The 20,113-nt window shown below is 63.0% G+C and carries 19 protein-coding genes; 13 read left to right on the plus strand and 6 right to left on the minus strand.

What is annotated here, in order from left to right:
* The first annotated feature begins 38 nt into the window (after positions 1-38).
* From mreC to tldD, 7 genes are all read left to right on the plus strand, one after another.
* Positions 39-1,181: a rod shape-determining protein MreC gene (mreC, locus tag AB7M32_RS08815; protein WP_454252116.1), complete on the plus strand. Its 1,143-nt coding sequence runs from the start codon at positions 39-41 to the stop codon at positions 1,179-1,181.
* A complete protein-coding gene (gene mreD / locus AB7M32_RS08820) occupies positions 1,178-1,666 on the plus strand; it encodes a rod shape-determining protein MreD (RefSeq protein ID WP_003197820.1) in 489 nt (162 codons plus the stop codon). The genes mreC and mreD overlap by 4 nt, the downstream gene beginning before the upstream one ends.
* A gap of 37 nt (positions 1,667-1,703) precedes the next feature.
* Positions 1,704-2,300 carry a Maf family protein gene (locus tag AB7M32_RS08825; protein ID WP_454249679.1) on the plus strand — a complete coding sequence of 199 codons (597 nt, stop codon included), beginning with the start codon at positions 1,704-1,706 and terminating at the stop codon, positions 2,298-2,300.
* A gap of 56 nt (positions 2,301-2,356) precedes the next feature.
* Positions 2,357-3,814, plus strand: a complete 1,458-nt coding sequence (gene rng, locus AB7M32_RS08830; protein ID WP_018613976.1) for a ribonuclease G — start codon at positions 2,357-2,359, stop codon at positions 3,812-3,814.
* Positions 3,815-3,874: 60 nt separating this feature from the next.
* Positions 3,875-7,678, plus strand: coding sequence for a YhdP family protein (locus AB7M32_RS08835; RefSeq protein WP_454249680.1), 3,804 nt, complete (start codon positions 3,875-3,877; stop codon positions 7,676-7,678).
* Positions 7,679-7,814: 136 nt separating this feature from the next.
* Complete coding sequence (locus AB7M32_RS08840; RefSeq protein WP_060739167.1) at positions 7,815-8,678, plus strand: carbon-nitrogen hydrolase family protein; 864 nt, start codon at positions 7,815-7,817, stop codon at positions 8,676-8,678.
* Between the two features lie 5 nt (positions 8,679-8,683).
* On the plus strand, positions 8,684-10,126 hold the full coding sequence (gene tldD, locus AB7M32_RS08845) for a metalloprotease TldD (RefSeq protein ID WP_030139847.1): 1,443 nt from the start codon (positions 8,684-8,686) through the stop codon (positions 10,124-10,126).
* A 157-nt stretch (positions 10,127-10,283) separates the two neighbouring features.
* Here the strand turns inward: tldD and yjgA are convergent, their stop codons facing one another.
* Positions 10,284-10,808, minus strand: coding sequence for a ribosome biogenesis factor YjgA (yjgA, locus tag AB7M32_RS08850; protein ID WP_072410857.1), 525 nt, complete (start codon positions 10,806-10,808; stop codon positions 10,284-10,286).
* A gap of 108 nt (positions 10,809-10,916) precedes the next feature.
* Between yjgA and pmbA the strand changes: the two genes are divergently transcribed.
* From pmbA to AB7M32_RS08880, 6 genes are all read left to right on the plus strand, one after another.
* On the plus strand, positions 10,917-12,263 hold the full coding sequence (pmbA, locus tag AB7M32_RS08855; protein ID WP_454249681.1) for a metalloprotease PmbA: 1,347 nt from the start codon (positions 10,917-10,919) through the stop codon (positions 12,261-12,263).
* Between the two features lie 282 nt (positions 12,264-12,545).
* Positions 12,546-12,941 carry a FagA protein gene (locus tag AB7M32_RS08860; protein WP_454249682.1) on the plus strand — a complete coding sequence of 132 codons (396 nt, stop codon included), beginning with the start codon at positions 12,546-12,548 and terminating at the stop codon, positions 12,939-12,941.
* Entirely contained in the window at positions 12,934-14,310 is a 1,377-nt protein-coding gene (locus AB7M32_RS08865) for a class II fumarate hydratase (protein WP_072410863.1), read from the plus strand. The genes AB7M32_RS08860 and AB7M32_RS08865 overlap by 8 nt, the downstream gene beginning before the upstream one ends.
* Positions 14,311-14,336: 26 nt before the next feature.
* Positions 14,337-14,777, plus strand: coding sequence for a hypothetical protein (locus AB7M32_RS08870; protein ID WP_454249683.1), 441 nt, complete (start codon positions 14,337-14,339; stop codon positions 14,775-14,777).
* A 2-nt stretch (positions 14,778-14,779) separates the two neighbouring features.
* Entirely contained in the window at positions 14,780-15,403 is a 624-nt protein-coding gene (locus AB7M32_RS08875) for a superoxide dismutase (RefSeq protein WP_454249684.1), read from the plus strand.
* A 19-nt stretch (positions 15,404-15,422) separates the two neighbouring features.
* Entirely contained in the window at positions 15,423-16,313 is an 891-nt protein-coding gene (locus AB7M32_RS08880; protein ID WP_454249685.1) for a ZIP family metal transporter, read from the plus strand.
* A 182-nt stretch (positions 16,314-16,495) separates the two neighbouring features.
* Here AB7M32_RS08880 and AB7M32_RS08885 read toward each other — a convergent pair whose 3' ends face one another.
* From AB7M32_RS08885 to AB7M32_RS08905, 5 genes are all read right to left on the minus strand, one after another.
* A complete protein-coding gene (locus tag AB7M32_RS08885) occupies positions 16,496-16,771 on the minus strand; it encodes an HPr family phosphocarrier protein (RefSeq protein ID WP_454249686.1) in 276 nt (91 codons plus the stop codon).
* A 15-nt stretch (positions 16,772-16,786) separates the two neighbouring features.
* Positions 16,787-17,644: an RNase adapter RapZ gene (rapZ, locus tag AB7M32_RS08890; RefSeq protein ID WP_018613998.1), complete on the minus strand. Its 858-nt coding sequence runs from the start codon at positions 17,642-17,644 to the stop codon at positions 16,787-16,789.
* A 2-nt stretch (positions 17,645-17,646) separates the two neighbouring features.
* The gene (gene ptsN / locus AB7M32_RS08895; protein WP_454249687.1) at positions 17,647-18,111 is read right to left on the minus strand and encodes a PTS IIA-like nitrogen regulatory protein PtsN; all 465 of its coding nucleotides are present in this window, start codon (positions 18,109-18,111) and stop codon (positions 17,647-17,649) included.
* 12 nt (positions 18,112-18,123) lie between these two features.
* The gene (gene hpf / locus AB7M32_RS08900; protein WP_003178005.1) at positions 18,124-18,432 is read right to left on the minus strand and encodes a ribosome hibernation-promoting factor, HPF/YfiA family; all 309 of its coding nucleotides are present in this window, start codon (positions 18,430-18,432) and stop codon (positions 18,124-18,126) included.
* Positions 18,433-18,508: 76 nt separating this feature from the next.
* Positions 18,509-20,002: an RNA polymerase factor sigma-54 gene (locus AB7M32_RS08905; protein WP_072410874.1), complete on the minus strand. Its 1,494-nt coding sequence runs from the start codon at positions 20,000-20,002 to the stop codon at positions 18,509-18,511.
* Positions 20,003-20,113: the final 111 nt, after the last annotated feature.

Consider the following 20,113-nt stretch of genomic DNA (forward strand, 5'->3'; position numbering starts at 1 on the left):
TATGAATAAAGAAAACATTTGCCTGGGAGGAGCGGCCTATTAAACCGCTTTTCGCCAAAGGCCCCTCATTGGGCGTGCGCCTGCTGGTGCTGACCGTGCTATCGGTCGCGCTGATGGTGGTCGATGCCCGCTTCACGCTGCTCAAGCCTGTACGCAGCCAGATGTCGCTGGTGTTGATGGAGTCCTATTGGATCACCGATCTGCCGCAGCGCTTGTGGCAAGGTGTCGCCAGCCAATTTGGCAGCCGGACCGAACTGGTCGCCGAAAACGAAAAACTCAAGACCGAAAACCTGCTGTTGCAGGGGCGCATGCAGAAGCTGGCGGCCCTCACCGAGCAGAACGTGCGGCTGCGCGAGTTGCTCAACTCCTCCGCGCTGGTCAACGAGAAGGTCGAAGTGGCCGAGTTGATCGGCATGGACCCCAACCCCTTCACCCACCGCATCCTGATCAACAAGGGCGAGCGCGACGGTGTGGTCCTCGGCCAACCGGTGCTCGATGCCCGGGGCCTGATGGGTCAGGTGGTGGAGTTGATGCCCTATACGTCTCGCGTGCTGTTGCTGACCGATACCACCCACAGCATTCCGGTGCAGGTCAACCGCAACGGCCTGCGGGCGATCGCCAGTGGCACCGGCAACCCGGAGCGCCTGGAGCTGCGGCACGTGGCCGATACCGCCGATATCAAGGAAGGCGACCTGCTGGTCAGCTCCGGCCTCGGCCAGCGTTTCCCGGCCGGGTATCCGGTGGCGACGGTCAAGGAAGTCATCCATGATTCCGGCCAGCCGTTCGCCATTGTGCGCGCGGTGCCGACGGCGGCGCTGAATCGCAGCCGCTACCTGCTGCTGGTATTCAGCGACACCCGGACACCCGAGGAGCGCGCCAACGAAGCCGCGGCTGCCCAGGAAGCCCAGGACCGACAGGGCGGCGAGTCGGCTGCCCCGGCGGCAGTTCCTGCAATCGTGCCCAAACCGCAAGTGGCTACACCGGCTCCGGCAACTCCGGCGACTCCGGCGGCTCCGGCAACAACGCCAACGGCCGCACCGGCCGCGCCTGCTGCGAAACCGACCCGGTCGGCCACCCACGCGCCCGCCGCGCAGCCTGCTCAGCCGGCCCGGCCTGCCGCCAAACCGCCAGCCTCCACGCCGGCCTCCGCGCCAGCCACCAGGGGAGCACGAGAAGAATGAGCAGTACCCAATCCGGTAACGGCTGGATGGTCTGGCTGACCTTCGCCATCGGCCTGTTGCTCAGCGTTTCGCCGCTGCCGCAGTTCATGGAAATCCTGCGCCCCCTGTGGCTGGCCCTGTTGCTGGCCTTCTGGGCGCTGGCCTTGCCCCACAAGGTCGGCATGGTCACCGCCTGGTGCCTGGGCCTGGCCGAGGACGTGCTTTACGGCACGCTGCTGGGGCAGAACGCGTTGATCCTGACGTTGATCACCTTCCTGGTGCTGTCGCTGCAACAACGCCTGCGGATGTTCCCCATGTGGCAGCAGTGCCTGGTGATTCTGGTGATCTTCGGCCTGGCGCAACTGGTGCAGCTGTGGCTCAGCGCGCTGACCGGCAATCGCCAGCCAACCCTGGCGCTGGTCTTGCCAGCCCTGGTCAGCGCCTTGCTCTGGCCATGGGTCAGCTTCGGTTTGCGTGGCCTGCGCCTGCGTTTCAAAATCAACTGATTCGGTCAGGCATTGGCCTTGATAGGGAGATGTCTTGATGAAACCGCTTTACCTCGCCTCAGGCTCGCCGCGTCGGCGTGAGCTGCTCACGCAGATCGGCGTACCCTTTACCGCCATCGGTGCGGACATCGATGAAACACCCCTGGATCACGAAACCCCCTCGGCTTATGTCGAGCGCCTGGCGCGCGGCAAGGCCGAGGCGGGGCGACGGGCCCTGGACACCGGTGTGGATGGCTGCGTGCTCGGTGCGGACACCGCTGTGGTGCTGGAGGGGCGGATTCTCGGCAAGCCAGTGGATCAGGCTGACGCCTTGTCCATGCTGCTGAGCCTGTCCGGTCGCGACCATGAAGTGCTGACCGCCATTGCCGTGCTGGACGGCTCGCGCTGCGAATCCCGGGTGGTGCGCAGCCAAGTGCGTTTTCGCCCCATCACCGAACAGGAAGCGACGGCCTATTGGGCCAGCGGCGAACCCCGGGACAAGGCCGGCAGCTATGGTATTCAAGGGCTGGGCGCGGTGTTCGTCGCCGGCCTCGAAGGCAGTTATTCAGCCGTGGTCGGCCTGCCCCTGTGCGAAACCGCAGAACTGCTGGGCCATTTCGGCATACCCTGTTGGCAAACCTTGAGCGCGCGCTGAGCGCCGTCTGACTTGATGCGGCCATTATCGTGAACATGCCTGAACGAGACCCTGCCATGAGTGAAGAGATCCTGATCAACATCACGCCGATGGAATCGCGCGTGGCGGTGGTTGAAAACGGTGTGCTGCAAGAGGTCCACGTCGAGCGCACGCAAAAGCGTGGCATCGTTGGCAATATCTACAAGGGCAAGGTGGTGCGAGTGCTGCCGGGCATGCAGGCGGCCTTCGTCGACATCGGCCTGGACCGCGCGGCGTTCATCCATGCGTCGGAAATTTCCATGCGCGAAGGGCCAGCCGTGGAGAGCATCAGCGCGCTGGTGCATGAAGGCCAGAGCCTGGTGGTGCAGGTCACCAAAGACCCCATCGGCTCCAAGGGCGCCCGCCTGACCACGCAACTGTCGATTCCGTCGCGCTACCTGGTGTACATGCCGCGCACCGCCCACGTCGGCATTTCCCTGAAGATCGAAGACGAAGCCGAGCGCGAGCGCCTCAAGCAGGTGGTCAGCGACTGCGTGGAAAAAGAAGGCATCAAGGAAGCCGGCGGGTTCATTCTGCGCACCGCCGCCGAAGGGGCCGGGGCCGATGAGATTCTCATGGACATCCGCTACCTGCGAAGGCTTTGGGACCAGATCGCCGCGCAGATCAAGACCATCGCCACCCCCAGCGTGATCTACGAAGACCTGGGTCTGGCATTGCGGACCTTGCGCGACCTGGTCAGCCCCAAGATCGAGAAAATCCGCATCGACTCCCGGGAGACCTTCCAGAAAACCACGCAGTTCGTCGCCGAACTGATGCCGGAAATCGCCGATCGCCTGGAACATTACCCTGGCGAGCGGCCGATTTTCGACCTGTACGGGGTCGAGGACGAAATCCAGAAAGCCCTGGAGCGCAAGGTGCCGCTCAAGTCCGGCGGTTACCTGGTGGTCGATCCGGCCGAAGCCATGAGCACCATCGACGTCAACACCGGGGCGTTCGTCGGCCATCGCAACCTGGAAGAAACCATCTTCAAGACCAACCTGGAAGCTGCCACGGCGATTGCCCGCCAGCTGCGCCTGCGCAACCTGGGCGGGATCATCATCATCGACTTCATCGACATGGAAGATGAAGAGCACCAGCGCCAGGTGCTGCGGACCCTGGAAAAACAACTCGAACGCGATCACGCCAAGACCAACATCATCGGGATCACCGAACTGGGCCTGGTGCAGATGACCCGCAAGCGCACCCGCGAAAGCCTCGAGCAGGTGCTGTGCGAGCCGTGCAGTAGTTGCCAGGGGCGCGGCAAGCTCAAGACCCCGGAAACCGTGTGTTACGAAATCTTCCGGGAAATCCTCCGGGAGGCGCGCGCCTACCAGGCGACCGGCTATAGAGTGTTGGCGAACCAGAAAGTGGTGGATCGCCTGCTCGACGAGGAGTCAGGCAATGTCGCGGAATTGGAAGCGTTTATCGGACGCACGATTCGTTTCCAGGTCGAAACCATGTATTCCCAGGAACAATACGACGTGGTGTTGCTCTGAAGAGCTTGGGAAGCGGCGGTCCCGCGGATTTGATTGCCTTTGCCAGGGGAGCTCACTGACATGGAGCGTCTGACACGCTTGATCGCGACGCTGACCCGTTGGGGGCTGGGGCTTTGCGCCCTGTTGCTGGTGTTGCTGGCGTTGTACGTCAGCCTCGGTCGCGAGCTGGTCCCGCTGGTGGCCGAATACCGCGCCGAGGTCGAGACCCGCGCGGGTGCCGCCTTGGGCATGCCGGTGCACATCGGCAGCCTCGACGGCAGTTGGGACGCGTTGGCGCCGATCCTGGCGGCGCGCGACGTGGTGGTCGGCGAGGGCCCCAACGCCTTGCATCTGGACCAGGTGCGGGCCGTGCCTGACCTGTGGGGCAGCCTGCTGGCGCGTCAGGTGCGCATCGCCCACCTGCAAGTCAGTGGCCTGAAGATCAGCCTCAAGGAAGGCGCCGACGGCAAGTGGGCTTTGGAAGGCCTGCCGGTGAAGGACGAACAGCCCCTCGATCCGCAGCAACTGCTCGAACGCATGCAAGTGGTCTCCAAGCTCTCGGTGCTCGATAGCCAGGTGACCTTGCAACCCGTCGAGCAACCACCGCTGACCCTGACCTACGTTGGCTTGAGCCTGCGTACCGGCGCCACTCGCCAGCGCCTGGATGCACGCCTGACCCTGCCTGACGGGCAGCCGGTGGCGATCAACCTGCGCACTCGCCTGCGTGCCAGCGACTGGAGGAACGGCCAGGCCGACGCCTACTTGAGCCTGCCGCAAAGCGACTGGTCCAAATGGCTGCCGAAACGCCTGACCCAGCAATGGAATTTCTCCCGGATCCAGGCCGGCGGTGAGTTCTGGCTCAGTTGGGGCGAGGGCACGGTGCAAAGCGCAGCCATGCGCCTGAACGCGCCGCAACTCCAGGGTGCCTACGGCGAACGCAAGCCGGTACAGATTCACAACTTGGCCCTCAACGCTTATTTCCAGCGCGGTAGCCAAGGGTTCACCGCGACCTTCGATTCCCTGGCGATGAACCTGGGCGAGACTCGCTGGGAATCGCGCCTGCAACTGCAACAAACCGCCGCCACCGAGCAGGCCGAGGAGCGTTGGCACCTGCAGGCCGACCGCCTCGACCTGACCCCACTTACGCCTTTGCTCAATGCCCTGGCACCGTTGCCTGAAGGCCTGGCCACGACGATTGACCGGCTCAAGGTGACCGGTGGCCTGCGCAACGTGCTGCTGGACTACCGGCCGCAGAACTCCGGTGACCAGAAAGTCAGCTTCGCCACCAACCTGGACACCGTCGGCTTTGATGCCTATCGCGGCGCTCCGGCGGCGCGCAACGTCTCCGGGAGCCTGAGCGGCGACCTGGGCGGCGGCGAGCTGCGCATGGACAGCAAGGATTTTTCCCTGCACCTGGACCCGATCTTCGCCAAGCCCTGGCAGTACCTGCAGGCCAATGCCCGGCTGACCTGGAAGCTCGACAAGCAAAGCTTCACCCTGATCGCGCCGTACCTGAAGGTGCTGGGCGAGGAGGGCCGGATTGCCGGCGACTTCCTGATTCGCCTGCATTTGGACCACAGCCAGGAAGACTATATGGACCTGCGGGTCGGCCTGGTGGACGGTGATGGGCGCTACACCGCCAAGTACCTGCCGGCGGTCCTCAGTCCGGCGCTGGATGAGTGGCTGCGCACGGCCATCGTCAAGGGCGCGGTGGACGAAGGCTTTTTCCAGTATCAAGGCTCGCTCAATCACGGTGCCGGGGACGCGGCGCGCAGCATCAGCCTGTTTTTCAAGGTGCATGACGCCGAACTGGCGTTCCAGCCGGGCTGGCCTTCGGTCAGCAAGGTCAGCGGCGATGTCTTCGTCGAAGACAGCGGCGTGCGCATCTATGCCAGCCAGGGGCAGTTGCTCGATACCCAGGTCAAGGATGTTTCGGTGAACATTCCCCATGTACCGACCGGCCAGAGCTCTCATCTGCTGCTGGACGGCGGGTTCACCGGTGGGCTGGGCGACGGTTTGAAAATCCTCCAGACCGCACCGATCGGGACCGCCGAGACGTTCGCCGGCTGGGAAGGCGAGGGCGACCTGAAAGGCAGCGTGAAGCTGGATATCCCGCTGGTCAAAGGCGAGCAACCGAAGATCCTGGTGGACTTCGCCACCGACCAGGCTCGTCTCAAACTCAGCGAGCCGGCGCTGGAACTGACCCAGCTCAAAGGCGATTTCCGCTTCGACAGCGACAAGGGCCTGAGTGGCAAGGGCATCAGCGCCCGGGCATTCGACCGGCCCGTGACCGCGCAGATTTTCGCCGAGGGCCGTGCCGGTGCGCTCAACACGCGGGTCGCTGCATCCGGGCAGGTGGAGGTCAAGAAGCTCACCAGTTGGCTGAACGTCACCCAACCGTTGCCGGTATCGGGTGTCGTGCCCTACCAATTGCAAGTGATCCTCGACGGCGCCGACAGCCAGTTGTCGGTCAGCTCCAGCCTCAAGGGCGTGGCCGTCGACCTGCCGGCCCCCTTCGGCATGGCCGCCGACGTCGGACGTGACACGGTGTTTCGCATGACCCTGCAGGGGCCGGAACGGCGGTATTGGATCGATTATGGTGACCTGGCCAGCTTTACCTACGCCGCGCCGAGCGGGAAGGTCGCCGACGGTCGTGGCGAATTGCTGCTGGGCGCCGGCGATGCGGTGCTGCCTGGGGCCAAGGGGCTGCGACTGCGGGGCACGTTGTCGGAGCTGGACGTAAGTCCCTGGCAGGACCTGGTGAACAAGTATGCCGGCCAGGATCCGGGCGGCAGTGCCAAGCAACTGCTCAGCAGCGTCGATCTGACCGTCGGCAAGCTCACGGCCATGGGCACCACCCTGGACCAGGCGTCGGTGCAACTGGATCGCAAGCCGGACGCCTGGGCCTTGCGGCTTGGCAGCCAGCAGGCCAAGGGCAATGTCAACCTGCCGGACGCCAAGGCCGCACCGATTGGCATCAAGCTTGACTACGTTCGCCTGCCGGCTACGGACCCGACGGTCCAGGCAGATGAAAACGCGCCGGACCCGTTGGTGTCGGTCGACCCCGGCAAGATCCCGGCGATGGATATCGCCATCGACCAATTGTTCCAGGGCCCTGACCTCATCGGCGCGTGGTCGTTGCAAGTGCGACCGACCGCCAAAGGCATCGCGCTGAACAACCTGGATATGGGCCTCAAGGGCATGGTGTTGAACGGCAGCGGCGGCTGGGAAGGTACGCCGGGCGCCACCAGCAGCTGGTACAAGGGACGGATCGGCGGCAAGAACCTGGGCGATGTGCTCAAGGGCTGGGGGTTTGCGCCGAGCGTGACCAGCCAGGCATTCCGCCTGGATGTCGATGGTCGCTGGCCCGGTTCGCCGGCGTGGGTCGCCACCAAACGCTTTTCCGGCAGCCTCGACGCGTCGTTGACCAAGGGCCAGTTCGTCGAAGTCGAAGGCAGCGCCCAGGCGTTGCGGGTATTTGGCCTGCTGAACTTCAACTCCATCGGCCGACGCTTGCGCCTGGACTTCTCCGACCTGTTCGGCAAGGGCTTGAGCTACGACCGGGTCAAGGGGCTGCTGGTGGCGAGCGACGGGGTGTACGTGACCCGCGAGCCCATTACCCTGACCGGGCCGTCGAGCAACCTGGAACTCAACGGTACGCTGGACATGGTGGCCGACCGCGTCGACGCCAAGCTGCTGGTGACGTTGCCGGTGACCAACAACCTGCCGATCGCCGCACTGATCGTCGGTGCACCGGCGGTGGGCGGGGCGCTGTTTCTGATCGACAAACTGATCGGCGACCGCGTGGCGCGTTTTGCCAGCGTAAGATACGACGTCAAGGGGCCGTGGAAAGAGCCGAAGATCACTTTCGACAAACCGTTCTGACAGACGATGGATAACCCCCGTGGGAGCGAGCTTGCTCGCGATAGCGGTGTACCAGTCATATTTCCTTTGCTGATCTTGCGCTATCGCGAGCAAGCTCGCTCCCACAGGGAATGATGCAAAAAATGAGGGAGGCACCATGCCAGTCGCCGTGATTCAAATGGTCAGCCAAAGTGATGTGCTCGCCAACCTGGCCCGTGCCCGGGTGCTGCTGGAGCAGGCTGCCGCCGGCGGCGCGAGGCTGGCGGTGCTGCCGGAGAATTTCGCGGCGATGGGGCGACGGGACATTGCCGATATCGGCCGTGCCGAAGCCTTTGGTCAGGGACCGATCCTGCCGTGGTTGAAACAGGTCGCCCGTGACCTCAAGTTATGGATTGTGGCCGGCACGCTGCCGTTGCCGCCGGTGGACCAGCCCGAGGCCAGGTCCCATGCCTGTTCGTTGCTGGTCGACGACCAGGGCCAGATTGTGGCGCGCTACGACAAGCTGCATCTGTTCGATGTGGATGTGGCGGACAATCGCGGGCGCTATCGCGAGTCGGATGACTACGCTTATGGTGCCAACGTGGTGGTTGCCGATACCCCCGTCGGCCGGGTGGGCCTGACGGTTTGTTATGACTTGCGGTTCCCGGAGCTCTACAGCGAGCTGAGGGCGGCCGGGGCCGAACTGATCACGGCACCGTCGGCGTTTACCGCGGTGACCGGCGCGGCCCATTGGGACGTGCTGATCCGCGCCCGGGCCATCGAGACCCAGTGCTACGTGCTGGCGGCCGCCCAGGGTGGCGTGCATCCGGGGCCTCGGGAAACCTTTGGCCATGCCGCGATTGTCGACCCGTGGGGCCGCGTGCTGGCACAACAGGATCAAGGCGAGGCCGTGCTGGTGGCCGAGCGCGACAGCAGCGAACAAGCGTCCATCCGGGCGCGCATGCCGGTGGCCAGCCATCGGCGCTTTTTCTCGCAGGGCGCTCGACAGCGGCCTGTCCAAGACGACGAATTCAAGGCGTAAAACATATGAGCGGGTTGTTATCCTCAGTCAGTGAACACCTTTTAGCCCCTGGCGGCGTGACGCTTGAAAGCCTGCAAGGCGTGCTGGGCGACCTGGCCGGCCCGGGCATCGATGCCGCCGACCTGTATTTCCAAGGCCAGATTTCCGAGTCCTGGTCGCTGGAAGACGGCATCGTCAAGGAAGGCAGTTTCAACCTCGACCAGGGTGTGGGCGTGCGTGCCCAGTCCGGGGAAAAGACCGGTTTTGCCTACAGCAACGCGATCACCCTCGAAGCCCTTGGCGCTGCGGCCCGTGCGGCCCGTTCGATCTCCCGCGCCGGGCAGAATGGCACGGTCCAGGCGTTCAGCAGCCAGGACGTGGCGCGACTCTATGCCCCGGACAACCCGCTGGAAGTCATGAGCCGCGCCGAGAAAGTCGAATTGCTCAAGCGCATTGACGTCGCCACCCGCGCCCTCGACCCGCGCATCCAGCAGGTGTCGGTCAGCATGGCCGGGGTCTGGGAGCGGATCCTGGTGGCTTCCACCGACGGCGGCCTGGCGGCGGACGTACGGCCGCTGGTGCGCTTCAACGTCAGTGTGATCGTCGAACAGAACGGTCGCCGTGAGCGCGGCGGCCATGGCGGCGGCGGGCGCACCGATTACCGTTATTTCCTCAGTGAAGACCGGGCCATGGGCTACGCCCGCGAAGCGTTGCGCCAGGCCCTGGTCAACCTGGAAGCCATCCCGGCCCCGGCCGGCACGTTGCCGGTGGTGCTCGGCTCCGGCTGGTCCGGTGTGCTGCTGCACGAAGCGGTAGGCCATGGCCTGGAAGGCGACTTCAACCGCAAGGGCAGTTCGGCCTACAGCGGGCGCATGGGGGAAATGGTCGCTTCGAAACTCTGCACCATTGTCGATGACGGCACCCTGGCCGGACGTCGTGGCTCCCTCAGCGTCGACGATGAAGGCACGCCAACCGAATGCACCACGTTGATCGAAAACGGGGTGCTCAAGGGCTACATGCAGGACAAGCTCAACGCCCGGTTGATGGGCGTGGCCCGCACCGGCAACGGCCGTCGTGAGTCCTATGCGCACCTGCCGATGCCACGCATGACCAACACCTACATGCTGGGTGGCCAAAGCGACCCGGCGGAAATCATCGCCTCGGTGAAAAAAGGCATCTATTGCGCCAACCTCGGCGGCGGTCAGGTGGACATCACCAGCGGCAAGTTCGTGTTCTCCACCAGCGAGGCCTACCTGATCGAGGACGGCAAGATCACCGCACCGGTCAAGGGCGCGACGCTGATCGGCAACGGGCCGGAGGCGATGAGCAAGGTGTCGATGGTCGGCAACGACCTGGCGCTGGACAGCGGGGTGGGCACGTGCGGCAAGGACGGACAATCGGTGCCGGTTGGCGTGGGTCAGCCGACCCTGAAGATCGATGCGATTACCGTGGGTGGCACGGGCGCATGAACATCTGTAGGGGCTTGCATGAATCATTATGGCGAGGGAGCTTGCTTCCGCTCGGTTGCGCAGCGACCGCATTGGGGCTACTGCGTAGCCCAGCGGGAGCAAGCTCCCTCGCCACAGTAATTGCTACCCAGCGAGGGATTGGTGAGCCAGTGGGTGATCAGCGCAAGCCGCGTTGAGTCTCGTCCAGCTCACGGATGTACTTGAAGATTTTACGGCTCGAGGCCGGTGGCTTGTTCTGCGCCAGTTCGTGCTGGGCCTGACGGATCAGGGAGCGCAATTGCTGGCGATCGGCCTCCGGGTAGTCGATGACGAATTTTTCCAGCACGCCGTCGTCGCCTGCGATCAAGCGATCGCGCCAGCGCTCCAGGTTGTGGAAGCGTTCGTTGTACTGCCGGGTGGAGGCATCGAGTTGATCGAGCAGCACCAGGATGGCGTCAGTGTCCTGATCGCGCATCAGTTTGCCGATGAATTGCAGGTGCCGTTTACGCGCGATATGCGCGGTGTGCTTGGGCGCATCGGCCAGGGCCCGACGCAAGGCGTCGGTCAAAGGCAGTTTGGCCAGCAAGTCAGGCTTGAGTGTTGTCAGGCGCTCGCCGAGGTCAACCAGAGCATGCAGCTCGCGTTTGACCTGGGATTTGCTTTTTTCACCCTCGTAGAGGGAGTCGTCGTAAGAATCAACCATGGTGGCAGTCCGCAAAGAAACGCCGCCATGATAACCAGTCGGGGGCCGCTTGTCCGGCCCGGTCGCTCGATGGCCATCACCGAAAACAGAATTTGAGTGGAGAACACCATGAGTGCAGTTCAAAGCGTCGGCCCGCAGGCATTGCCGGCACTGCAGGAACAAGTCGAGCAGATCCTCGCCGAGGCCAAGCGACAAGGCGCCAGTGCGTGCGAGGTGGCGGTGTCCCTGGAGCAGGGCCTGTCGACGTCGGTACGCCAGCGCGAGGTGGAAACCGTCGAGTTCAATCGCGACCAGGGCTTTGGCATCACCTTGTACGTGGGCCAGCGCAAAGGCTCGGCCAGCACGTCGGCCAGCGGCCCGGACGCTATTCGTGAAACCGTCGCCGCGGCACTGGCGATTGCCCAGCACACCTCCGAAGACGAAGCCTCGGGCCTGGCCGATGCCGCGCTGATGTGCAAGGAGTTGCGAGACTTCGACCTGTTTCACGCCTGGGACATCACCCCTGAACAGGCCATCGAACAGGCACTGCGTTGCGAAGCGGCGGCGTTCGATGCCGACTCGCGAATCAAGAATGCCGACGGTACGACGCTCAATACCCACCAGGGCTGTCGCGTCTACGGCAACAGCCACGGTTTCATCGGCGGTTATGCATCGACCCGCCACAGCCTCAGTTGCGTCATGATCGCCGAAGCCAACGGCCAGATGCAGCGTGATTACTGGTACGACGTCAACCGCCAGGGCACCTTGCTGGCGGACCCGGTGAGCATCGGACAGAAAGCCGCGCAACGGGCGGCCAGCCGCCTGGGTGCACGGGCGGTGCCGACCTGCGAGGTGCCGGTGCTGTTTTCTGCCGAGCTGGCTGGTGGCCTGTTCGGCAGCTTCCTGTCTGCGGTGTCCGGCGGCAACCTGTACCGCAAGTCGTCGTTCCTCGAAGGCGCGCTGGGCCAGAAACTGTTCCCGGAATGGATGACCATCGACGAGCGTCCGCACCTGATGCAGGCCATGGGCAGCTCGGCGTTCGATGGCGATGGCCTGGCCACCTACGCCAAGCCATTCGTGGAAAAGGGCGAGCTGGTGTCCTATATCCTCGGCACCTATTCGGGGCGCAAACTCGGCATGCCGAGTACCGCCAATGCCGGTGGCGTGCATAACCTGTTCGTGACCCATGGCGAAGAAGACCAAGCCGCCTTGCTGCGGCGCATGGGGCGGGGCCTGCTGGTGACGGAGCTGATGGGCCACGGCCTGAATATGGTCACCGGTGACTATTCCCGTGGGGCGGCTGGGTTCTGGGTCGAGAACGGCGAGATCCAGTTCCCGGTCCAGGAAGTCACTATCGCCGGGAACATGCGCGATATGTTCAAGCAGATCGTGGCCGTGGGGAATGACCTGGAACTGCGCAGCAACATTCGCACCGGCTCGGTGCTGATCGAGCGGATGACGGTGGCGGGTAGCTGACCCTCAACCGCGGAAAAAAGGCGTGTCATTCAAGCGGATGACGCGCCTTTTTTTATGTTCGCAGACCTCTGTGGCGAGGGAGCTTGCTCCCGCTCGGCTGCGCAGCAGCCGCAAAAATCTCAACAGCAGCGAAAGCATGAAGGCCCTGATAGACAGGGTCTGCTTCGCAGACCAGCGGGGGCAAGCTCCCTCGCCACGATGAATTTTGTACCGACTTACAGTTGTGTTGCTTCTTATTATCATCTAATAATGAATCTCATTCGCCGAGTGTGAGCCCCGGTCATGAGTTCTGCCCTGCACGAACAACCCTACCTTGAAAGCTGGCGCTGGATGAGCCGCCAGATTCGTTGCGCGATGAATCCGGACGAGCCGCGGCTGATCGAGCACTACCTGGCCGAGGGCCGCTACCTGGCCTGTTGCACCGCCACCTCGTCGTGGATGATCTCCGAAACCGCCTTCCGCCTGCTGCTCGACACCGCCTCGGATGTCGCGCTGCCCTGGCATTGGCGCAGCCTCTGCCTCGACCAGGCCTGGCGCCCTCTGCGTGACCTCGAACGCCAATCACTGTGCCGCTGCCGCCTCAAGCGCTGGCAGAGCCATGCCTGGGCGCTGGCGACCTGCGCCTTGGCGCCCTCGATTCCCCTTATTGAACTGGTGCAAGGATCTCCCGATGAGTAATACCCGTATCGAACGCGACAGCATGGGTGAGCTGCACGTCCCGGTGGATGCGCTCTATGGCGCCCAGACCCAGCGTGCCGTGGATAACTTCCCGGTCAGCGGCCAGCGTATGCCAGCGCCATTCATTCGCGCCCTGATCCTGGCCAAGGCTGCGGCCGCCCGGGCCAACGTGGAGCTGGAACAGATCAGTGCGGCCCAGGGCAAGGCCATCGTCGATGCCGCCCTGGGGCTGCTCGAAGGCCGTTTCATGGATCATTTTCCGGTGGATATCTTCCAGACGGGCTCCGGCACCAGCTCCAACATGAACGCCAACGAAGTGATCGCCACCCTCGCCAGCGGCCTGCTGGGAGAAGCGGTCAACCCGAACGACCATGTCAACTGCGGCCAGAGCAGCAACGACATCATCCCCACCAGCATTCATGTCAGTGCCGCGCTGGCCTTGCATGAGCAACTGCTGCCGGCGTTGTTGCATCTGGTGCAGGTGATCGAGCGCAAGGCCGAAGAAGTCCACCCATTCATCAAGACGGGCCGCACCCACCTGATGGACGCCATGCCGGTGCGCCTGAGCCAGGTGCTCGACGGTTGGGCGCAACAGCTCAGGGCCAATATCGGCCACTTGCAGGACCTGCTGCCGAGCTTGCAATCCCTGGCCCAGGGCGGTACGGCGGTCGGTACTGGGGTCAATGCCCATCCGCGCTTCGCCGAGTTGTTCAGCCAACAACTGACGCAATTGACCCACGTGCAATTCACCCCGGGCAAGAACCTGTTCGCGCTGATCGGCTCCCAGGACACCGCGGTGGCGGTTTCCGGACAGCTCAAGACCACGGCCGTGTCGCTGATGAAAATCGCCAACGACCTGCGCTGGATGAATTCCGGGCCGCTGGCCGGCCTGGGCGAGATCGAACTCGAAGGCCTGCAGCCGGGCTCCTCGATCATGCCCGGCAAGGTCAACCCGGTCATTCCTGAAGCCACCGCGATGGTCGCGGCCCAGGTGATCGGTAACGACACGGCGATCACCATTGCCGGTCAATCGGGCAATTTCGAATTGAACGTGATGTTGCCGATCATCGCCCAGAACCTGCTGAGCAGCATCGCCCTGATGTCCACCGCCAGCCGCTTGCTCGCGGACAAAGCCATCGCCACGTTCAAGGTCAACGAAGCCAGGCTCAAGGAAGCGTTGTCGCGCAACCCGATCCTGGTGACCGCGCTGAATCCGATCATCGGTTACCAGAAGGCCGCTGAAATCGCCAAGAAGGCTTATCAGCAAGGCCGACCGGTCATTGATGTCGCCCTGGAACACACCGACCTGTCTCGCAGCGAACTCGAAGTCCTGCTGGACCCGGAGAAGCTCACCGCCGGCGGCGTGTAACCCGACACCTGTGTGGAGGACTCACCATGGAACACTGGAAACGTACGATCGAACGGGCCAATCGCTGTTTCATGCTGGGCGAGCTGGTGGATGCCCGCGAAGCCTACTTGCAAGCCCTGGCGCTGGCCCAAGTGTTGTTCGAGCGCTGGGCGGATGCCGACGAGGCGGTCGCTGCTTGCGTCGTCTCCCATCACAACCTGGCGGACCTGCACTTGCGCCTGAACCAGCCGGAGGAGAGCGCCGAATACTTGTGTGCGATCCACCAACGGTTGTTGCAGGCGATGCAGGACGAACGCCTGGCACCGGCCCTGCGTGCCGCCGCCCAGCGCCAGAGCCACAAGACCTACGTCGAACTGCTGAATTTCATCAGCGAGCACGGTGAGTACCCACGCACCCAGCGCCTGCTGCATTGCAATGCCGCTACGCCCCGGCAGCGCAATGCCCCTCTTCATCATGGAGTTCATTGAACATGGCTTTTACCTTGCCTGCATTGCCTTACGCCTACGACGCCCTGGAACCGCACATCGATGCGCAAACCATGGAGATCCACTACACCAAGCACCACCAGACCTACATCAATAACCTCAACGCGGCGGTGGACGGCACCGAATACGCCGGATGGCCCGTCGAAAAACTGGTGTCCAGCGTGGAGCAGTTGCCGTCAAGCCTGAAGGCTGCGGTGATCAACCAGGGTGGTGGCCACGCCAATCATTCGTTGTTCTGGGAGGTGATGACGCCCCAGGGCGGCGGCCTGCCCGAGGGTGCCCTGGCGGCGGCGATCGATGCGCAACTGGGCGGTATCGAACGTTTCAAGGAAGCTTTCACCAAAGCGGCATTGACCCGTTTCGGCAGCGGCTGGGCCTGGTTGAGCGTGACCCCGCAAAAGACCTTGGTGGTGGAGAGCAGCGGCAACCAGGACAGTCCGCTGATGAATGGCAACACGCCGATTCTTGGCCTGGACGTCTGGGAGCACGCCTATTACCTGCGCTACCAGAACCGTCGTCCGGAATACATCAGCGCCTTCTACAACGTGATCAATTGGCCTGAAGTCGCCCGGCGCTATCAAGCGGCGCTGGCGTCGAGTCCTTCATGAACACCCTCCAAGGCTGACTATGGATACTCAAACACTGGCGATTGGAAGCGGACGGATGTTCCGCTATGCCTTGGGGTCATTGCTGCTGTTGGCCGGGATGACGTTGTTGGCGGCCCAGGGTCTGGCGTGGCTGGACCTGGAGCCCAGGCTGTTGCGAGCCCTTCAGGGCGGCGGACTTTGTGCCTTGGGCACGGCGCTGGGGGCGGTGCCGGTGCTGGTCATCCGGCGCATGCCCCAGGCCGTGAGCGATTCGCTGCTGGGCTTCGGTGCCGGGGTGATGCTCGCTGCCACGGCGTTTTCGCTGATCGTGCCGGGCATTGCCGCGGCCGAGCAGTTGGGATTCACGCCTTGGGCGGCCAGCGGCCTTATCTGCTTTGGCATTCTGTCGGGGGCATTCGGGCTGTACCTGGTGGACCGCAAGGTCTCGGCCAGCCCCGAAAGGCTGGTGGCGGCGCCAGGACGTCCGATCATTGCGCCGCGGATCTGGTTGTTCGTGTTCGCCATCATCGCCCACAACATTCCAGAAGGCATGGCGGTGGGCGTGTCGGCGGGCGGCGGCATGCCGGATGCCGACAGCCTGGCGATGGGCATCGCCTTGCAGGATGTCCCCGAAGGGCTGGTGATCGCGTTGGTGCTGGCCACGGCGGGCATGTCGCGGGTCAAGGCATTTCTGATTGGCGCGGCGTCAGGGCTGGTCGAACCCGTGTTCGCGCTGCTGTGCGCCTGGTTGGTGAGCCTGGCCGAGATGCTCTTGCCCCTGGGCCTGGCGTTGGCGGCTGGGGCGATGCTGCTGGTGGTGACCCACGAGGTCATTCCCGAATCCCGCCGCAATGGTCACGAGAAACTGGCGAGCCTGGGGTTGTTGGTGGGGTTTTGTCTGATGATGGTGCTGGATACGGCGTTGGCGTGACAGGGGGAATCTGTGGGACAGGGATCAATCTGTGGGAAGGAGCCATCTGTGGCGAGGGGATAAATCCCCGCTGGGCTGCGAAGCAGCCCTGATTATCTGTCACCGCCGAGCATCAGGTCGACTAAGCTCTTTTTGGGGCTGCTTCGCAGCCCAGCGGGGATAAATCCCCTCGCCACAGGGGGTTATTCGCCTTCGTCGAAGTAGTTGTTGATGAGCGCCACCAGCGCATCCATCGCTTCCTGCGCCTGCTCCCCTTCGGTGCTCAGGTGGATCTTGGTGCCCTTGCCGGCGGCGAGCATCATCATCGCCATGATGCTTTTACCGTCGACCGTACTCTCGGGCGTACGTCCGACCCTGATCGTGGTATCCGGAAACTTCCCCGCCACACCTACAAATTTCGCCGACGCTCGGGCATGCAAACCCAGCTTGTTGATGATTTCAATTTCCTGAGCAGGCATCGCGGTGTGAATCCTTTAGCTGAGGTCGCGGTGGCGAACCTGGACATTCTTCAGGGATTGTTGCAGGAGCTGACCCAGGCGTTCGGTCAGGTAGACGGAGCGGTGGTGACCGCCGGTACAGCCGATGGCGATCGTGACATAGGCGCGGTTGCTCGCGGCAAAGCGGGGTAGCCATTTGAGCAGGTAGCTGGAGATGTCCTGGTACATTTCCTCGACGTCCGGCTGTGCGGCCAGGTAGTCGATCACCGGTTGATCAAGCCCGGACTGCTCGCGCAGTTCCGGTTTCCAATAAGGGTTGGGCAGGCAACGCACATCGAACACCAGGTCGGCGTCTACCGGCATGCCACGCTTGAAGCCGAACGACTCCACCAGGAACGCCGTGCCCGGCTCCGGTTGGTTCAGCAGGCGCAGCTTGATGGTGTCGCGCAACTGATACAGGTTCAGGTGCGTGGTGTTGACCTTCAGATCCGCCAGGTCGGCGATCGGCCCCAACAGCTGGCTTTCATCCTCTATGGCTTCGGCCAGGGAGCGGTTGGCGTTGCTCAGCGGGTGACGCCGGCGGGTTTCGGAAAAACGCTTGAGCAGCGTCTCCTCATCGGCGTCCAGGTACAACACATCGCATTGAATATGCCGGCTGCGTACTTCCTCGAGCAACTCAGGGAAGCGCGACAGGTGGCTCGGCAGGTTGCGCGCATCGATGGACACCGCCACCAGCGGCTGCGCCAGCTCGGTGTGGATCAGGGCGCGCTCGGCCAATTCCGGCAGCAGGCCGGCGGGCAGGTTGTCGATGCAATAGTAGCCGCTGTCCTCAAGCACGTTGAGGGCCGTGCTTTTACCGGAGCCGGAGCGGCCACTGACGATGATCATGCGCATGTTTAATGACCGTTCTGCTCGTCCAGGACCACCTGGTACAGAGCTTCGTTACTTGGCGCGCTGCGCAGTTTTTCGCGCACTTCCTTGCGGTCCAGCATGCTGGCGATCTGGCGCAGCAGCTCGAGGTGCGCATCGGTCGCCGCTTCCGGAACCAGCAATACGAACAGCAGGTCGACCGGGGCGCCGTCGATGGCGTCGAAATCTATGGGGGCTTCAAGGTGCAACAGTGCGCTGATTGGCGCGGTACAACCCTTGAGGCGGCAATGGGGAATGGCGATGCCGTTGCCAAAACCGGTGGAACCGAGTTTTTCACGGGCAACCAGCGCCTCGAAGACGTCCTGCATTCCCAGATCTGGCACCTCGCGGTGGATCAGGTTGGCAATGTGTTCGAGGGCTTTCTTTTTACTGCCGCCCGGCGCGTTCACTTCGGAACGGCCGGGGGTCAGGATGGTTTCTAGTCGGATCATGGATTGGGGGGGTTAACGACCGGTCGCGCCCTGGAGGAGGCTCTGGGTCTTTTCCTTATGCTTTTTGAGTTGGCGATCCAGCTTGTCGGTCAGCAGGTCAATCGCGGCATACATGTCTGTGTGCTCTGCGTTGGCGACCACTTCTCCGCCGGGGATATGCAGCGTGGCTTCGATTTTCTGCAGCAGCTTCTCGACGTTCATCGTGACTTGCACGTTGGTGATCTTGTCGAAATGCCTCTCCAACCGGTCGAGTTTTTCGCCGATGTAGGTGCGCAGGGGTTCGGTCACTTCCAGTTGGTGTCCACTGATGTTGACTTGCATACAGCTTCTCCTTCGTTGCCAGTGCATAAAGCGGCAGGCAGAAATGCCTGCCACTGGAACGCTGTGGCGTGGCCTGTTACATCAACCGCTTGCGTTCGCTCGAAGGCGCGATCCCGAGGGATTCGCGGTATTTGGCGACGGTACGGCGGGCCACCTGAATGCCTTGTGCCTCCAGTAAACCAGCGATCTTGCTGTCACTCAACGGCTTTTTCTGATTTTCCGCGGCCACCAGTTTTTTGATGATCGCGCGGATGGCCGTGGACGAGCATTCGCCGCCTTCGGAGGTGCTGACATGGCTGGAGAAAAAGTATTTCAATTCATAGATGCCCCGGGGGGTATGCATGAATTTCTGGGTGGTCACCCGGGAAATCGTCGACTCGTGCATGCCCACTGCCTCGGCAATGTCATGCAGGACCAACGGTTTCATCGCTTCGTCGCCGTACTCCAGGAAGCCGCGCTGATGCTCGACGATCTGGGTGGCCACCTTCATCAGGGTTTCGTTGCGGCTTTGCAGGCTCTTGATGAACCAGCGGGCTTCCTGCAACTGGTTGCGCATGAAGGTGTTGTCGGCGCTGGTGTCGGCGCGCTTGACGAAGCCGGCGTACTGGGCGTTGACCCGCAGCTTGGGCACCGACTCCTGGTTGAGCTCCACCAGCCAGCGATCGTTGTGCTTGCGCACGATCACGTCGGGCACCACGTACTCAGGCTCAGTGGATTCGATCTGCGAGCCGGGGCGCGGGTTGAGGCTCTGGACCAGCTCGATGACCTGGCGCAGCTCATCTTCCTTGAGCTTCATGCGCCGCATCAACTGGCTGTAGTCGCGACCGCCCAGCAGGTCGATGTAATCGGTGACCAAACGCTTGGCTTCGGCCAGCCATGGCGTCTTGGCAGGCAACTGGCGCAGTTGCAGCAGCAGGCACTCGCCCAGGTTGCGGGCGCCGATGCCGGCCGGTTCGAATTGCTGGATGCGATGGAGGACGGCTTCGATCTCGTCCAGCTCGATGTCGAGCTCGGGGTCGAAGGCCTCGAGGATTTCTTCGAGGGTCTCGTCCAGGTAGCCCTGGTTGTTGATGCAGTCGATCAGGGTTACTGCGATCAGGCGATCGGTGTCGGACATCGGCGCCAGGTTCAGTTGCCACAGCAGGTGGCTTTGCAGGCTTTCGCCGGCCGAGGTGCGGGTGGTGAAGTCCCACTCGTCGTCGTCGCTGCTGGGCAGGTTGCTGGCGCTGGTCTGGTAGACATCTTCCCAGGCCGTGTCCACGGGCAGCTCGTTGGGTATGCGCTCGTTCCATTCGCCATCCTCGAGGTTATCCACCGTCGGGGCGGCTTCCTGGTAGGACGGTTCCGGGATCTCGGTGTTGGTCTTCTGCTCGACGTTGTCGGCCAGCGGGTCGGTGTTATCGAAGTCGTCGCCTTCTTCCTGGCGTTCGAGCATCGGATTGGACTCCAGGGCCTCCTGGATTTCCTGTTGCAGGTCCAGGGTCGACAATTGGAGCAGGCGGATGGCCTGTTGCAGCTGCGGTGTCATCGTCAGCTGCTGGCCCATTCTCAAGACTAGCGATGGTTTCATGGCAGGGGCTTAACACCTTATTCGCCGGCGCACATGCGCCATCCACTACAGGGCGCCAGAGCGCCAAACTTAAGCAAATTATATGCCTGAAACTGAAGTGTTTGCCTAGAG

This window comes from Pseudomonas sp. R151218B TE3479 (genome assembly GCF_053629195.1).

Bases quoted from the DNA above. Each gene is read 5' to 3' on its own strand.
- mreD (WP_003197820.1), top strand. From the start codon at position 1,178: ATGAGCAGTACCCAATCCGGTAACGGCTGGATGGTCTGGCTGACCTTC.
- AB7M32_RS08825 (WP_454249679.1), top strand. From the start codon at position 1,704: ATGAAACCGCTTTACCTCGCCTCAGGCTCGCCGCGTCGGCGTGAGCTG.
- rng (WP_018613976.1), top strand. From the start codon at position 2,357: ATGAGTGAAGAGATCCTGATCAACATCACGCCGATGGAATCGCGCGTG.
- AB7M32_RS08835 (WP_454249680.1), top strand. From the start codon at position 3,875: ATGGAGCGTCTGACACGCTTGATCGCGACGCTGACCCGTTGGGGGCTG.
- AB7M32_RS08840 (WP_060739167.1), top strand. From the start codon at position 7,815: ATGCCAGTCGCCGTGATTCAAATGGTCAGCCAAAGTGATGTGCTCGCC.
- tldD (WP_030139847.1), top strand. From the start codon at position 8,684: ATGAGCGGGTTGTTATCCTCAGTCAGTGAACACCTTTTAGCCCCTGGC.
- yjgA (WP_072410857.1), bottom strand. From the start codon at position 10,808: ATGGTTGATTCTTACGACGACTCCCTCTACGAGGGTGAAAAAAGCAAA.
- pmbA (WP_454249681.1), top strand. From the start codon at position 10,917: ATGAGTGCAGTTCAAAGCGTCGGCCCGCAGGCATTGCCGGCACTGCAG.
- AB7M32_RS08860 (WP_454249682.1), top strand. From the start codon at position 12,546: ATGAGTTCTGCCCTGCACGAACAACCCTACCTTGAAAGCTGGCGCTGG.
- AB7M32_RS08865 (WP_072410863.1), top strand. From the start codon at position 12,934: ATGAGTAATACCCGTATCGAACGCGACAGCATGGGTGAGCTGCACGTC.
- AB7M32_RS08870 (WP_454249683.1), top strand. From the start codon at position 14,337: ATGGAACACTGGAAACGTACGATCGAACGGGCCAATCGCTGTTTCATG.
- AB7M32_RS08875 (WP_454249684.1), top strand. From the start codon at position 14,780: ATGGCTTTTACCTTGCCTGCATTGCCTTACGCCTACGACGCCCTGGAA.
- AB7M32_RS08880 (WP_454249685.1), top strand. From the start codon at position 15,423: ATGGATACTCAAACACTGGCGATTGGAAGCGGACGGATGTTCCGCTAT.
- AB7M32_RS08885 (WP_454249686.1), bottom strand. From the start codon at position 16,771: ATGCCTGCTCAGGAAATTGAAATCATCAACAAGCTGGGTTTGCATGCC.
- rapZ (WP_018613998.1), bottom strand. From the start codon at position 17,644: ATGCGCATGATCATCGTCAGTGGCCGCTCCGGCTCCGGTAAAAGCACG.
- ptsN (WP_454249687.1), bottom strand. From the start codon at position 18,111: ATGATCCGACTAGAAACCATCCTGACCCCCGGCCGTTCCGAAGTGAAC.
- hpf (WP_003178005.1), bottom strand. From the start codon at position 18,432: ATGCAAGTCAACATCAGTGGACACCAACTGGAAGTGACCGAACCCCTG.
- AB7M32_RS08905 (WP_072410874.1), bottom strand. From the start codon at position 20,002: ATGAAACCATCGCTAGTCTTGAGAATGGGCCAGCAGCTGACGATGACA.